Below are 14,553 nucleotides of genomic sequence, written 5' to 3' on the forward strand. Positions count from 1 at the left end.
GCGCGTTCCGGATGTGACATGTTGGAAGCCGAACAAGGAGGTTTCCATGCACCACAGCAAACTCGTCCTCACCCTGGTCGGGGCGCTCGTCGTGACGCTGACCACTGCGGGTACCGTCGTCCAGACAGCTCCCGCAGAGGCTGCGATGACGCGGATCGACCCGGCCTGCAGTGCAGTGCCGCAGACCACGACGGAGGCTGACGGTGTCCCCGGGCCGGTCTTCTACAAGCGCCTGCAGTGTCTGGCGAGCATGGCGAGCTACACCGGTCCGATCGACGGCGTGATGGGATGGAACTCATGGACTGGGGTCTCAGGTCAACTCGCCAAGGGCGGGTACTTCCGAGCCGCCACCACCCATGGTTGGGAGAGCCCGGAGATCGTCGCAGCACTGCAGCGATGGGCGGCCGCCCATGGCCGCTACGGCGGCCCCATCGACGGTGTCTGGGGACCGAACAGCTACCGCGGCGCCGCCTGGGCGCTGAACCGCGAGTTCTAGAACGGGCAACAGACAGACGGGAGGCCCGGTGCCAGCTGGCACCGGGCCTCCCGTCTTGCTGTGGTCGCGCCTTCGCGTGCTACTTCGACTCGTAGAGTCGGCTGCTCTCGTCGTGCCACTCGATCGCGGTCGCCGCGAGCTTGTCCTTGAACTCTGCGCCGTGGTGCGCGCAGAAGAAGAGCTCGCCGCTCGACATGGTGGCTCGGATGTAGGCCTGCGCTCCGCAGCTGTCGCAACGGTCGGCGGCGGTCAGCTGGTGGTTGCTGACTTCGTCGATGGAGGGGTCCTGCACGGTCTGGGTCATTGCTGTGCTCCTCACGGATCGCAGGTGGTGCCGGGTGGTTGCACCATTTCAACACGTGATGCCTGAGAACGATGCATTGTGCAGCGCTGTTTCGCTGAGCGCGGATCGGTTGTCCCCAGTGCGAGTGTCCGCGCCGAGGGTGTCGGTACCGCTCGGTAGCATCGGACGGTGAGCTCCGACTACTCCGCACGCCATCTCTCCGTCCTCGAAGGGCTCGAGGCGGTCCGGAAGCGTCCGGGGATGTACATCGGCTCGACCGACTCCCGCGGGCTCATGCACTGCCTGTGGGAGATCATCGACAACTCCGTCGACGAAGCCCTGGCGGGGCACGGCGACGAGATCGGTGTCGTGCTGCACGCCGACGGTTCGGTCGAGGTCCGCGACACCGCCCGGGGCATCCCGGTGGACGTCGAACCGAAGACCGGTCTGACCGGGGTCGAGGTCGTGTTCACCAAGCTGCACGCCGGCGGCAAGTTCGGCTCCGGCTCCTACGCTGCCTCCGGCGGTCTGCACGGCGTCGGCGCCTCGGTGGTCAACGCCCTGTCCGAGCGCCTCGACGTCGAGGTCGACCGCGGCGGCAAGACCTACGCCATGTCGTTCCACCGCGGCGAGCCCGGCACGTTCGACGACGCCGAGGGCATCGGTCCGGACGCCCCGTTCAGCCCGTTCACCTCGGGCAGTGAGCTGCGGGTGGTCGGCAAGGTGAAGAAGGGCGTCACGGGTTCCCGGATCCGGTACTGGGCGGACCGACAGATCTTCACCGCCGATGCGCGGTTCAGCACCGACGACCTGGTCACCCGGGCACGGCAGACGGCGTTCCTGGTGCCCGGGCTCGGCATCACGATCACCGACGAGCGCGTGTCCTCGATCGAGGCCGCCGCTGCGCGTGCCGAGGCGACGGGGACCGCCGTCGAGGCCGGCCCGGTCGTCGAGCGCTTCCGCTACGAGGGCGGCATCGGCGAGTTCGTCGAGCACCTCGCGGCCGACACCGCCGTCACCGACGTCTGGCGCGTGCAGGGCACCGGGACCTTCACCGAGACCGTCCCGATGCTCGATGACAAGGGCCACATGGTCTCCACCTCGGTCGAGCGCTCCTGCGAGGTGGACCTCGCGCTGCGGTGGGGCGACGGCTACGAGACGGTGTTCCGCAGCTTCGTCAACATCATCGCCACGCCGAAGGGCGGCACGCACCAGGCCGGCTTCGAGTCCGGTCTGGTCAAGGCCGTCCGCGCGCAGGTCGAGGCGAACGCCCGCAAGCTCAAGGTCGGGCAGGACAAGCTCGACAAGGACGACGTGCTCGCCGGCATGACCGCCGTGCTGACCGTCCGACTGCCCGAGCCGCAGTTCGAGGGGCAGACGAAGGAGATCCTCGGCACGCCGGCGGTCCGCAAGATCGTCGACCAGGTCGTGTCGAAGCGCATCACCGAGATCCTGACGTCGACGCAGCGCACCGAGAAGGCCCAGGCGGCGACCCTGCTCGAGAAGGTCGTCGCGGAGATGAAGACCCGCATCTCGGCCCGCGCCCACAAGGAGACGCAGCGCCGGAAGAACGCGCTCGAGAACTCCTCGTTGCCGACGAAGCTCGCGGACTGCCGGTCGCAGGAGACCGAGGGCACCGAGCTCTTCATCGTCGAGGGCGACTCGGCCCTGGGGACCGCGAAGCTCGCACGCAACAGCGAGTACCAGGCGCTGCTGCCGATCCGCGGCAAGATCCTCAACGTGCAGAAGGCGTCCGTGTCGGACATGCTGTCGAACGTCGAGTGCGCGTCGATCATCCAGGTCATCGGCGCCGGCTCCGGCCGGACGTTCGAGATCGACCAGGCGCGCTACGGCAAGGTCATCATCATGTCGGACGCCGACGTCGACGGTGCCCACATCCGCACGCTGCTGCTCACCCTGTTCTTCCGCTACATGCGACCGATGATCGAGCAGGGCCGGGTGTTCGCCGCCGTGCCGCCGCTGCACCGGGTGGTCGTGGTGAACCGCGGCAAGCCCAACGACACGCTCTACACGTACTCCGAGCAGGAGCTGCAGACCGTGCTGAAGAAGCTCGAGAAGACCGGCAAGAAGTACCAGGAGCCGATCCAGCGGTACAAGGGCCTGGGTGAGATGGACGCCGATCAGCTCGCCGAGACCACGATGGACCGCGCGCACCGGACCCTGCGGCGGGTGAACATCACGCATGCCGAGAGCGCGGCGAAGGTGTTCGAGCTGCTCATGGGCAACGACGTGGCCCCGCGCAAGGAGTTCATCCTGGCCGGCGAGGGTCTGGACCGCGACCGCATCGACGCGTAGCCGCGCGGCGGCGGCCGCCCGAGTCTCGGCGGCGCTGGCCCGAGTCTCGGCCTCAGCGACTCGTCTCGGGCTGCGGGCTCCGAGTTCGGTCGCTCAGCCCGAGTCTCGGTGCCGCCAGCGCCGCCACCGTGCGCGGTCCGTACCGCCAACGCGACAGTGTCCCGCGAACTGTTGGCGGACTTCTGTCGCTTCCGCGTCGGCGGAGCGAGCGGTCTGGACGGGGCTGGCCCGCGCCTCCCGGCCAGCGAGTCTCGCGGTGGGCGACCGGACTCGGGTGCCGGACCGCGAACGATGTCGCGCAGACCGAGTCTCGGTGCCGCCAGAGCGACAATGTGGCGCCACCGTGCGCGGTCCGTACCGCCAACGCGACAGTGTCCCGCGAACTGTTCGCGGGACACTGTCGCTTTCGCGGAGAGAAGCCCGCCAGAGCAGGGCGCCGCCGCGCGCTACGCGTCGCCAGCGGTGCCGTCGAGCGCCGCGGCACTGCCCCCGATCGAGCCGATGACGGCCTCGAGCGGCGCCCCCGACCCGTCACGCTTCGACAGCCAGTCGGGCAGGGTCCGCGCGGCGCCGTCCGTCCCGACCGCGTGCGGGGAGCGATGCCCGCCCAGCCCACGGTGAGCCCGTCCTCGCCCTTCAGGAACGCGTGCGCCCGGACACCCTGGGTCGCCCGGCCCTTGGCGGGGAACTCGGACAGGGCGGAGACCTTGGCGCGTCCGGAGTCGGTGCCCGGCAGTGCCGTGGAGGTCGTGGACACCGTGGCGACCACGGCGTCGTCGGACCGGGCGACGGACCCGAACCAGATCACCGAGGACCCGGACGCCAGCGCCATGCCCGCGACACCGCCGGCCGGCAAGCCCTGGGCACGGACGCCCGACGCGGGGAAGCGCAGGAGCTGGGCGTTCGAGCTGATGAAGACCAGGTCGTCGGACTCGGGTGCCTGGGCGGCGCCGACCACCGCATCGCCGGGCTTCAGGCCGATGGCGACGAACTCGGGCTTGTCGGGCCAGGCTCCGGGGACGACGCGCTTCACGACGCCCTGCGCGGTGCCGATGGCGAGGAGTCCGACGACGCGCCGGACAGGTCGACGAGCGCAACGACCGTCTCGCCCTTGGTGAGCACCAGGAAGTCCGTGACTCGTACGCCGGCGTCGAGGCGGACCGCGGCGGGCGGCACCGCCGGGACGTCGACAGGGAGAGCCGCAGAACCCGCCCGGTCGAGGTCAGCGCGCCGACCTGGCCCCGGACGGTGCTCACCACGGCGGACCGGACGGCGTCGTGCTTGGAGCGCTTCGGGACCCGGACGATGCTGAGCTCCGACGTCGGGATGTCGACGCGGATGAGCCGTCCGGTGGTCGAGAGGAGCACGCGGCACGGCGAGTCGGCGACCTGGAGCGACTCCGGGTCGACCGCGGCCTTGCGACCGCCCTTGACGGGGGCGTCGGCCTCGGTGAGCAGGGTGCGGCGGGGGTGGCGAACTTGTCGGAGACCTCGGTGAGCTCGAGCGCGACCTGGGCACGGAGCCGTTCGTCGGACGCCAGGAGTTCCTCGAGCGCAGCGATGTCGGCGAGGAGCTGGTCGCGCTCGGCCTCGAGCTCCATGCGCGAGAACTTCGTCAGGCGTCGGAGCCGCAGTTCGAGGATGTACTCGGCCTGCACCTCGGACAGGTCGAAGACGTCGCGGAGACGGCTCCGTGCGGCCTCGGAGTCGTCCGAGGTGCGGATGACCTGGATCACCTCGTCGATGTCGAGGATCGCGATGAGCAGTCCCTCGACCAGGTGCAGCCGCTCGCGACGACGCGCGAGTCGGTACTCCGACCGCCGGGTGACGACCGACAGCCGGTGCTGCACGTAGACGTCGAGCAGCTCGCGCAGCCCGAGCGTGCGCGGCGACCCGCCGACGAGCGCGACGTTGTTGATGCCGAAGCCGTCCTCGAGCGGAGTGTGCTTGTACAGCTGCTCGAGCACCGCGGTGGGGTTGAACCCGCTCTTGATGCCGATCACGAGTCGGAGCCCGTGGTTGCGGTCGGTCAGGTCGTTGACGTCCGAGATGCCGACGAGCTTCTTGGACTGGACGCCGTCCTTGATCTTCTCGATGACGCGCTCGGGGCCGACCAGGTACGGCAGCTCGGTGACGACGAGTCCGACCTTCCGCGGGGTCAGGTTCTCGACGCTCACCTTCGACCGGGTGCGGAACGTGCCACGCCCGGTGGCGTACGCGTCGCGGACCCCGGAGAGCCCGACGATGGTGCCGCCGGAGGGCAGATCCGGCCCCGGCACGAACTCCATCAGCTCTTTGAGGGTGGCCTGCGGGTTCATCAGCAGGTGCTTCGCGGCCTCGACCACCTCGCCCAGGTTGTGCGGCGCCATGTTCGTCGCCATGCCGACCGCGATGCCCGACGCGCCGTTGACGAGCAGGTTCGGGAACGCTGCGGGCAGGACGCCGGGCTGCATGATCTGGTTGTCGTAGTTCGGGACGAAGTCGACGACGTCCTCGCCGAGGCCCTCGGTCATCGCCATCGACGGTTCGGCCAGGCGGGCTTCGGTGTACCGGGCGGCAGCGGGACCGTCGTCGAGCGACCCGAAGTTGCCGTGGCCGTCGATCAGCGGCACACGCATCGTGAACGGCTGCGCCATCCGCACCAGGGCGTCGTAGATCGCGCCGTCGCCGTGCGGGTGCAGCTTGCCCATCACCTCGCCGGTGACGCGGGCGCTCTTGACGTGCCCGCGGTCGGGCCGCAGGCCCATCTCGGCCATCTGGTACAGGATGCGCCGCTGGACGGGCTTCAGGCCGTCGCGCGCATCGGGCAGCGCCCGCGAGTAGATGACGGAGTACGCGTACTCGAGGAAGGAGCCCTGCATCTCCTCGGAGACGTCGACGTCCTCGATGCGCTCACCGTCGGGCAGGCCGACTGCGTCCGTGCGTGCCATGGCACCTTTCTGGAAGACTCGTTGGAATGGGAACAAGCGTACCGACGGCCCCCGACGCCGCCGCGAACCTCGCCGACGTCTTCCCGAGTTGCCTCGTGGCGCTCGGGGCTGCGGACAGCCAGTGGTCGCGTGACCACGGCCTGGAGGCCCGGATCGCCCTCCGTCCCGCCCGTTCCGCGATCGTCGTCCTGGTCGACGGCCTCGGGAGCGTCGCGCTGTCGGCTCGCGCCGGGCACGCCCGCTGGCTCACGGCCGCGAAGGGGTCCGGCACCGCGAAGAAGCTGCGCAGCGGGTTCCCGACCACGACGGCCGCGGCACTGAGCACCCTGACCACCGGACGGTCGCCCGGCACGCACGGCGTCGTCGGCTACAGCGGCTGGAACCCGGACACCGGCGCCGTGATGAACCTGCTCGGCGGGTGGGACACCGAGGTCCCCGCGGACTGGTTCCTCACCGAGACGCTCTTCACCCGTGCCGCGGAGCTCGGCGTCGACCCCGTCGTCGTCGGCCCCGACCGGTACCGGGCGTCGGGCATGACCGCGAACGTGCTCGGCGGCGCGCGGTACGTGTCGGCGGACACGATCCCGGAGCGCATCGACGCCGCCCTGGCCGAGACCGCCACCGGTCGGTCACTCGTGTACCTGTACGTGCCGGAGCTCGACTCGATCGGCCACAAGTCCGGGTGGCAGTCCGACCGGTGGACGGCCACGCTCGAGCTGCTCGACGGCGAGCTCGCCCGCCTCGATGCCCGCGGTGCGCCGGACGTGGGTGTCCTGGTCACCGCGGACCACGGCGTGCTCGACGTGCCCGACCACGCGAACATCGCCATCGACCCGCTCCTGTTGACGGACGTCGTCGGGGTGGCGGGCGATCCGCGGTGCCGCCAGCTCACGGTGGCACCGGGCACCGACGTGCGCGGGCTGGTCGGGGCGTTCCGGGCGCGCTACGGCAAGAAGGCGTACGTCGCGAGCCGCAACGAGGCGATCGCCGCCGGGTGGTTCGGTGCGGTCTCGCCGCAGGTGGTCCCGCGCATCGGCGACGTGATCGTCGTGGCACGCGGGTCGTGGGCGTTCAACGACGACCGCGCGCTGCGTGACGGCGAGGTGCCGAAGCGCATGATCGGCCAGCACGGCGCGATGACCGACGAGGAGACGTTCGTCCCGCTGCGGCTCGCCGGGGCGTTCGCGCAGTAGCAGCCGGCCGCGACCGACCACGCGGTCAGCGCCAGCCGGACGGTCAGCTCAGGCCGGGTCCTCCGGGCGGGTGCCGAAGACGATCTCGTCCCAGCTCGGCATCGACCGACGGTTGCGCTTCTTGCGCTCCGCACGGCCCTCGGCTTCGGGCGCCGATGCCGGACGGGCGTCGGCCGACGGCGGGACGGTGTCGCCCTCGGGCTCGTCGTCGAACCCCTGCAGCGGGATGTCGACGACGCTGATCGAGGTGCCGCGGGCGGGCTCGTCGCGCTGCTCGCCGAACGAGGCGGCCTCGCGCTCCCCACGGCGGCGGCGGAGCGCCTCGAGCAGGTCGGCGGTCTCGTTGCCGGGTGCGCGCTCCTCGACGGCCGCCTGGCCGATCCGGGGCAGCGGTGCTCGGAGCGGCGCGCGGTCGGGGACGTCGGGGTTCGTGACGGATTCGTCCTCTTCCTCGACGCGGAAGGCGCCGGAGTCGAAGCGGGTGCCGTCGTCGTGCTGCTGCTCGTACTCCACGGCACGCAGTCGGGGAGCGATGCCCTCGTCGTCGGTGTGCGAGAGCCGGTGCGCGTCGCCGTTGTCCGGCACGAGCGTCGAGGTCTTCGGGTCGAAGCGCCACTGGGCGTCGTGCTCGACCTCGGCGGCGGTGTAGCGGACCCGGACCTGCCAGCCGCTCTCCGGGTGCTTCCACGAGCCCCAGCTGATGGCGGTGGCCTCGCCGGCCTCGAGCTTCGCGGTGATCGCCGCGCCGAAGGTGTCGGGGGCCTCGTCGTCGACCGGGGTCACCGGGACGCGGTGCGAGGCGTCGAGGACGAAGGCGCGCTCGGCGAGTACCGGGCCCTCGAAGCGTCGGACGTACTCGACGTCGACGTCGAGCGCGGCCGCGACGTCGGCGGCGTCGGCACCGCCACGGATGCGTGCCTGGACGTCCTTGGGGAGACCCGCTTCTGCGGACCGGCGTCGGGGTTGGCCTGGCGGACCTGCCCCGGCAGCGAGGACGTGACGGGCAACCGGAACTCGGTACCGCCGTCGGTGGCCAGGAGGATCGCGCCTGCCTCGACTCCGATGACTCTCACGTCTTGCATGGTCCAGCCTTCCCAGCGTCGCGTACGGTCGTGCGTCGTACCCCGTGAGTATGCAGTGGTCGCGGACGGTTTCCACGGAGGCGCACGGGCGTGCCGCGGAGTCTGCGAAACAGTGGCGACGGGTGTCGGGAATGTCCCGATCCGGTCACGGGTTGCAGCGCCGTGACGACCCGCCGCAGATCTCGGTTTGCACTCTGGCGGGCCGTAGTGCAAACTGTCGCCGCCGATCACCCGGCGACGACCTCTCGATACGAGAAATGGATGGGCATGGCCACCGATTACGACGCCCCCCGGAAGACCGATGACAACTCCGATTCGGAGTCGATCGAGGCCCTCAAGGAGCGCGTTCCCGACAAGATGTCGGGGGTCGTCGACGATGATTCGGACAACCCCGGCAGCTTCGAACTCGCCGGGCAGGACCTGAGCGACGTCGACCTCGACGTCGTGGTGCTGCCCCCGCAGGTCGATGAGTTCACCTGCGTCGAGTGCTTCCTCGTGAAGCACCGCTCCCAGCTCGACCACGAGTCGAAGCTCGGGCCGGTCTGCGCAGAATGCGCGGCGCTCTAGACGCACCGATGACCGAAGGCCCCGCATCCTCCAGGATGCGGGGCCTTCGTCGTGCGGTGCGGGGCGGACGTGCGCCGGGCCTCCCGGTCGTCCGCAGGGTCCGTCAGGACCGGAGCGCCTCGACCACCTTGGTGGGCTGCCGGACGCTGACCAGCCAGTAGGGCGTCGGGTCGGCGTCGTCGCGGACCTCGACCTTGACGACCCCGCGTACGTAGCCGCGGAAGAGCGTCCACGCCCGTGCGTCGAGCTTCGGGCCGCGCTGCGTGGTCGCCTCGGCGCCCTCGAACGCCTCGACGCTGCCGACGAGAGCGCGGGGGAGGTGCGCCTTGCCGGCGCGGAACTCGCTGTCCGTGACCTCGATGGTGGGTGCGAGTGCCCACAGGAGCACGAGGACGCCGAGCTCCATGCCGATCGCCACGAGCACCCCGGCGAGCACGCTGATGGGCAGGAACACGAGCAGGGTGGCGGGGATGACGAGCGCCGTCGCCAGGTACAGGGCGGGCGGGGCCCAGAGTCGTTCGCGGTACAGGGTCACGGGTCCATTCGACCACGACTCGGGGCAGGTCACGGTCGGGTCACGTCTCTGCACTACCCTCGACACGTGATGGAACCAGTCGACGTCCTCTGGACCGGGGAGAACCGCCCCGGACACGCCCACCCCGGCGACGCCGGTGCCGACCTCGTCTCGACCGAGGCCTTCGTGCTGCAGCCGGGCGAGCGCCACCTGGCCGCGACCGGGCTGCGGATCGCGCTCCCCGAGGGGTACGCCGCGTTCGTGGTCCCGCGCAGCGGCTCGCCGCCAAGCACGGCATCACCATCGTCAACAGCCCGGGCACGGTCGACTCCGGGTACCGCGGCGAGATCAAGGTCTCACTGCTCAACACCGACCGGTCCGAACCGTACGAGGTGCACGTGGGTGACCGCATCGCACAGCTGATCGTCATGCCCGTGCCGCGGGTGACGTACACGCGTGTCGAGGAACTCCCCGACAGCGTCCGGGGCCAGGGCGGCTTCGGCTCGTCCGGCTACGGTGACCGGAGCGGTGCCGTGACCGGCGCCGCCGATGATGTTCAGGAAGGAACGCGCGCATGAAGTTCGGTCGACGCAAGCGTGACGAGGTCGAGGGCGCCGAGGTCGAGGTGGCCGAGGCCGTCGCCGACGAGGTCGAGATCGCGGACACGACCCCCGAGGTCGACATCGCGACGGACGCCGACGCGGACCTCGACGAGGTCGACGCGGTCGCCCCGACGGACAAGTCCGGACCCGAGGACCGCGCCGAGAACGGCCCGCACGACGAGACCGAGGCGAACCTGGTCCGTCCGTACGTCGACCTGGGCGGCGTGAAGGTCCTGCCGCGCGAGGGCCTGCACCTGCGCCTCGAGGTCGAGGAGGGCTCGCAGCGCGTCGTCGCGGTCGGGCTCGACTACGACGACTCGACGCTGCAGGTCCAGCCGTTCGCCGCACCCCGCTCGACGGGTCTGTGGCACGAGATCCGCGCGCAGATCGCCGAGCAGATCGAGCGCCAGGGCGGTGTCGTGACCGAGGTCGACGGCCCGTTCGGTCCCGAACTCCGCGCGTCCGTGCCGGTCGCGGTCGACGGCGACGGTGGCACCGCCGGCGTCCGGCCGGCCCGCTTCGTCGGCGTCGACGGCCCGCGCTGGTTCCTGCGCGGCGTGATCGCCGGCAAGGCCGCCGAGCAGCCCGACGACGCAAGCGAGATCGAGGAGCTGTTCCGCAGCGTCGTCGTCGTGCGCGGCACGACGCCGATGCCGCCGCGCGACCTCATCCCGCTGCACATGCCGAAGTCGACGCAGACCGCGATCTGACGACCTGACCCGCCCTGGAGGCACGGTGCCGGAACACGACGACACCCACCGACCCGAGACGGCCGGGTCCGAAGCCGTGCCCGCGTCCGCTGGACCACCTGACGCTGCGTCGGCTGCGCCGTCGTTCTCGGCGCAGTTCCGCGACGCGGTGCAGAACGCGGGCATCGCCCGCGTCGCCCCTGGCGAGGCGCCCTCCGGGCGCGCGCTGCTCGGAGCGGTCGGCGGGATCCGCGGGCTCGCCGAGTCGGTGCTGCCCGGGTTCGCGTTCCTGGTGGTCTACGCGATCACGAAGGAGCTCGTGCCGAGCGTCGTGATCCCGGTCGTCGTCGGCCTGGTGTTCGTCGTGCTCCGCCTGGTGCAGCGACAGTCGCTGACGATGTCCTTCGCGGGCATCCTCGGCGTCGCGGTGTCGGCGGGCCTCGCGCTCATCACCGGACGCGCCGAGAGCAACTTCATCCCGGGGATCATCATCAACTCGGTGTGGTTGGTCGGGCTCCTCGTGTCACTGGCCGTCCGCTGGCCGCTCATCGGTCTGGTCGTCGGGTTCCTGCTGCCGGCGAACGAGGACGGCTCGCACGTCGACTGGCGCGCCGACCCGGTCAAGCGCCGCGTGCTGACGGTCGCCACCTGGATCTGGGTCGGACTCTTCGCACTCCGTCTGGCCGTCGAGGTCCCGCTGTACCTCACCGCGCAGGTCGAGCTCCTCGCCGGCCTCAAGCTCATCCTCGGCGTCCCGCTCTACGCCGCCGTGCTCTGGGTCACGTGGCTGCTGGTCCGCACCGTGTTCGTGCGGGGGGACGACGCCGCCACGGTGTAGAGTTGTCTCGACATCAAGAGACTTTCCCGTCCGGCGCTCCGGCGTCAGCGGGATTAGGTTTGCCTTGCTGGTGGGACGGACCACGGCCCGCGATGATGAGGGCAAACCGATCAGTAGGGAGGCGGCACGGTGGCTGCAGTCAATAGCTTCGGCTCGAAGGACACACTGTCGGTTGGGGGTGTCGACTACGCGATCCACCGGATCGACACGGTGCCCGGGCACGAGAAGCTCCCGTACAGCCTGAAGGTGCTGCTCGAGAACCTCCTCCGCACCGAGGACGGCAAGAACGTCACCGAGGCGCAGATCCGCGCGCTCGGCTCCTGGCGCCCCGACGCCGACCCGGACACCGAGATCCAGTTCTCGCCGGCGCGCGTCGTCATGCAGGACTTCACGGGCGTGCCGTGCATCGTCGACCTCGCCACCATGCGCGAGGCGATGGCGGACATCGGCGGCGACCCGAACAAGATCAACCCGCTGTCCCCGGCCGAGATGGTCATCGACCACTCGGTCATCGCCGACCTGTTCGGCAGCACGGACGCACTCCAGCGCAACACCGACCTCGAGTACGAGCGGAACGGGGAGCGCTACCAGTTCCTCCGCTGGGGCCAGACCGCGTTCGAGGACTTCAAGGTCGTCCCGCCGGGCACCGGCATCGTGCACCAGGTCAACATCGAGTACCTGGCGAAGGTCACCTACACGCGTGACTTCGACGGCGAGACCTACGCGTACCCGGACACCCTCGTCGGCACCGACTCGCACACCACGATGGTGAACGGGCTCGGCGTGCTCGGCTGGGGCGTCGGCGGCATCGAGGCCGAGGCAGCGATGCTCGGCCAGCCGGTGTCCATGCTCATCCCGAAGGTCGTCGGCTTCAAGCTCTCCGGTGAGATCCCCGCCGGCGTGACCGCGACCGACGTGGTGCTCACGATCACGCAGGAACTCCGCAAGCACGGTGTCGTCGGCAAGTTCGTCGAGTTCTACGGCGAGGGCGTCAGTGCCGTCCCGCTCGCGAACCGCGCCACCATCGGCAACATGTCGCCCGAGTTCGGTTCGACGGCGGCGATCTTCCCGGTCGACGACGTCACGCTCGACTACCTGCGCCTGACCGGTCGCGACGAGGCGCAGATCGCCCTGGTCGAGGCGTACTCCAAGGCCCAGGGCCTGTGGCACGACGCGTCGGTCGAGCCGGCGTACTCCGAGTACATGGAACTCGACCTCTCCACGGTCGTGCCGTCGATCTCGGGGCCGAAGCGTCCGCAGGACCGGATCGAACTGTCCAAGGCGAAGGACCAGTTCGAGGTCGACCTGAACAACTACACGACCCCGAGCGAGCAGACCGACCTCGACGACGCGGTGGAGGAGACCTTCCCGGCCTCCGACCCGATCGCCGCGGGCTCGACCAACGAGGACACCAACCTGCACGAGCACGTCTACGTCTCGAGCGCCCCGTCGACGGCCTCGGCCCCGACGAAGGTCGCGATGGACGGGGCCGACCCGTTCACGATCGACCACGGTGCCGTCGCGATCGCCGCGATCACCTTCGTGCACGAACACGTCGAACCCGTCCGTCATGATGGCGGCCGGCATCCTCGCGCGGAACGCCGCCGCCAAGGGCCTGACCTCGAAGCCGTGGGTCAAGACGACGCTCGCCCCCGGGTCCAAGGTCGTCACCGACTACTACGAGAAGGCCGGTCTCACGACCTACCTCGAGCAGCTCGGCTTCTACACGGTCGGCTACGGCTGCACCACCTGCATCGGCAACTCGGGCCCGCTGCCCGAGGAGATCTCGCAGGCCGTGCAGGACAACGACCTCGCCGTCACCGCGGTGCTCTCGGGCAACCGCAACTTCGAGGGTCGCATCAACCCCGACGTCAAGATGAACTACCTGGCGTCCCCGCCCCTGGTCATCGCCTACGCCCTCGCCGGGTCGATGCACTTCGACTTCGACAAGGACGCCCTCGGCAAGGACCAGGACGGCAACGACGTCTACCTGCAGGACATCTGGCCCGACGCGGCCGAGGTCCAGCAGGTCATCGACGAGTCGATCGACACCGAGATGTTCACCCACGAGTACGGCTCCGTGTTCGAGGGCGACGACCGCTGGAAGAACCTGCCGACCCCCACGGGCGACACCTTCGAGTGGGACCAGGAGTCGACCTACGTGCGGAAGCCCCGTACTTCGAGGGCATGACCATGCAGCCCGACGCGGTGTCGGACATCTCCGGCGCCCGCGTGCTGGCGAAGCTCGGCGACTCGGTCACGACCGACCACATCTCGCCCGCCGGCTCGATCAAGGCGGACAGCCCGGCCGGCAAGTACCTGGCCGAGCACGACGTGGACCGCAAGGACTTCAACTCCTACGGCTCGCGTCGCGGCAACCACGAGGTGATGATCCGCGGCACGTTCGCGAACATCCGTCTGCGCAACCAGCTGCTCGACGGCGTGGAGGGCGGCTACACCCGTGACTTCACGACCGCCGACGGTGAGCAGTCGTTCATCTACGACGCCTCGCAGCACTACCAGGAGCAGGGCATCCCGCTCGTCATCTTCGGCGGCAAGGAGTACGGCTCGGGTTCGTCGCGCGACTGGGCGGCCAAGGGCACGAACCTGCTCGGCGTCCGCGCGGTCATCACCGAGAGCTTCGAGCGGATCCACCGCTCGAACCTCATCGGCATGGGCGTCGTCCCGCTGCAGTTCCCGGCGGGCGAGACGGTCGAGTCCCTCGGGCTCGACGGCACCGAGGTCGTCTCGATCTCGGGGCTGACCGAGCTCAACGAGGGCCGGACCCCGAAGACCGTGCACGTCACCGCGACGCCGAGCGAGCATTCGCCCGCCGGCAAGCAGCCGGTCGAGTTCGACGCGGTCGTCCGCATCGACACCCCGGGTGAGGCCGACTACTACCGCAACGGCGGCATCCTGCAGTACGTGCTCCGGTCGCTCGTCTGAGCGACGTGAGCACGGGTCGCTGACGCGACCACACGACGGACCGGAGGCCCGTGGCGACACCGCCACGGGCCTCCAGTCCGTCTGCCGGTCACGCGGAT

9 protein-coding genes and 3 pseudogenes are annotated in these 14,553 nt (G+C 70.1%); 8 read left to right on the plus strand and 4 right to left on the minus strand.

All coding sequences use genetic code 11. From position 1 onward, the window contains the following. Positions 1–46: 46 nt before the first annotated feature. Positions 47–496 (plus strand): hypothetical protein, encoded by a 450-nt coding sequence (locus tag ACZZ0J_RS01995; protein ID WP_463434485.1) that lies wholly within the window; start codon positions 47–49, stop codon positions 494–496. 79 nt (positions 497–575) lie between these two features. On the opposite strand, the gene ACZZ0J_RS02000 is transcribed toward ACZZ0J_RS01995, so the two are convergent. Beyond that, positions 576–800, minus strand: coding sequence for a DUF7455 domain-containing protein (locus ACZZ0J_RS02000; protein ID WP_071255055.1), 225 nt, complete (start codon positions 798–800; stop codon positions 576–578). A 168-nt stretch (positions 801–968) separates the two neighbouring features. On the opposite strand from ACZZ0J_RS02000, the gene ACZZ0J_RS02005 reads away from it, so the two are divergent. After that, on the plus strand, positions 969–3,095 hold the full coding sequence (locus tag ACZZ0J_RS02005; RefSeq protein WP_123340520.1) for a DNA gyrase/topoisomerase IV subunit B: 2,127 nt from the start codon (positions 969–971) through the stop codon (positions 3,093–3,095). Between the two features lie 446 nt (positions 3,096–3,541). Here the strand turns inward: ACZZ0J_RS02005 and ACZZ0J_RS02010 are convergent. Beyond that, a pseudogene (locus tag ACZZ0J_RS02010) lies at positions 3,542–6,024 on the minus strand (DNA gyrase/topoisomerase IV subunit A). A gap of 26 nt (positions 6,025–6,050) precedes the next feature. On the opposite strand from ACZZ0J_RS02010, the gene ACZZ0J_RS02015 reads away from it, so the two are divergent. Further along, the gene (locus ACZZ0J_RS02015) at positions 6,051–7,217 is read left to right on the plus strand and encodes an alkaline phosphatase family protein (RefSeq protein ID WP_463434491.1); all 1,167 of its coding nucleotides are present in this window, start codon (positions 6,051–6,053) and stop codon (positions 7,215–7,217) included. Between the two features lie 48 nt (positions 7,218–7,265). Here the strand turns inward: ACZZ0J_RS02015 and sepH are convergent, their stop codons facing one another. After that, positions 7,266–8,375: a septation protein SepH gene (sepH, locus tag ACZZ0J_RS02020; protein ID WP_463434493.1), complete on the minus strand. Its 1,110-nt coding sequence runs from the start codon at positions 8,373–8,375 to the stop codon at positions 7,266–7,268. Positions 8,376–8,566: 191 nt separating this feature from the next. Here sepH and ACZZ0J_RS02025 point away from each other — a divergent pair, with 191 nt between their 5' ends. Then, entirely contained in the window at positions 8,567–8,866 is a 300-nt protein-coding gene (locus ACZZ0J_RS02025; RefSeq protein ID WP_031263038.1) for a DUF4193 domain-containing protein, read from the plus strand. 103 nt (positions 8,867–8,969) lie between these two features. Here ACZZ0J_RS02025 and ACZZ0J_RS02030 read toward each other — a convergent pair whose 3' ends face one another. Then, positions 8,970–9,401 (minus strand): DUF3093 domain-containing protein, encoded by a 432-nt coding sequence (locus ACZZ0J_RS02030; protein ID WP_111086383.1) that lies wholly within the window; start codon positions 9,399–9,401, stop codon positions 8,970–8,972. Between the two features lie 69 nt (positions 9,402–9,470). Here ACZZ0J_RS02030 and dut point away from each other — a divergent pair. The 4 genes and pseudogenes from dut to acnA all read left to right on the plus strand — a co-directional run bounded on the left by dut (position 9,471) and on the right by acnA (position 14,455). After that, positions 9,471–9,958: pseudogene (dut, locus tag ACZZ0J_RS02035) on the plus strand (dUTP diphosphatase). Then, a complete protein-coding gene (locus tag ACZZ0J_RS02040; protein WP_463434503.1) occupies positions 9,955–10,692 on the plus strand; it encodes a DUF3710 domain-containing protein in 738 nt (245 codons plus the stop codon). Before dut ends, ACZZ0J_RS02040 begins: the two are co-directional and overlap by 4 nt. 25 nt (positions 10,693–10,717) lie before the next feature. Beyond that, the gene (locus tag ACZZ0J_RS02045; protein WP_463434505.1) at positions 10,718–11,509 is read left to right on the plus strand and encodes a DUF3159 domain-containing protein; all 792 of its coding nucleotides are present in this window, start codon (positions 10,718–10,720) and stop codon (positions 11,507–11,509) included. Positions 11,510–11,638: 129 nt separating this feature from the next. Then, positions 11,639–14,455: pseudogene (gene acnA, locus ACZZ0J_RS02050) on the plus strand (aconitate hydratase AcnA). The last annotated feature ends 98 nt before the right edge of the window (positions 14,456–14,553 follow it).

The organism is Curtobacterium sp. AC272 (genome assembly GCF_979258155.1).

Excerpts from the sequence above, each read along its gene's own strand:
- ACZZ0J_RS02015 (WP_463434491.1), top strand. The coding sequence starts at position 6,051 with ATGGGAACAAGCGTACCGACGGCCCCCGACGCCGCCGCGAACCTCGCC.
- ACZZ0J_RS02040 (WP_463434503.1), top strand. The coding sequence starts at position 9,955 with ATGAAGTTCGGTCGACGCAAGCGTGACGAGGTCGAGGGCGCCGAGGTC.
- ACZZ0J_RS02000 (WP_071255055.1), bottom strand. The coding sequence starts at position 800 with ATGACCCAGACCGTGCAGGACCCCTCCATCGACGAAGTCAGCAACCAC.
- ACZZ0J_RS02025 (WP_031263038.1), top strand. The coding sequence starts at position 8,567 with ATGGCCACCGATTACGACGCCCCCCGGAAGACCGATGACAACTCCGAT.
- ACZZ0J_RS01995 (WP_463434485.1), top strand. The coding sequence starts at position 47 with ATGCACCACAGCAAACTCGTCCTCACCCTGGTCGGGGCGCTCGTCGTG.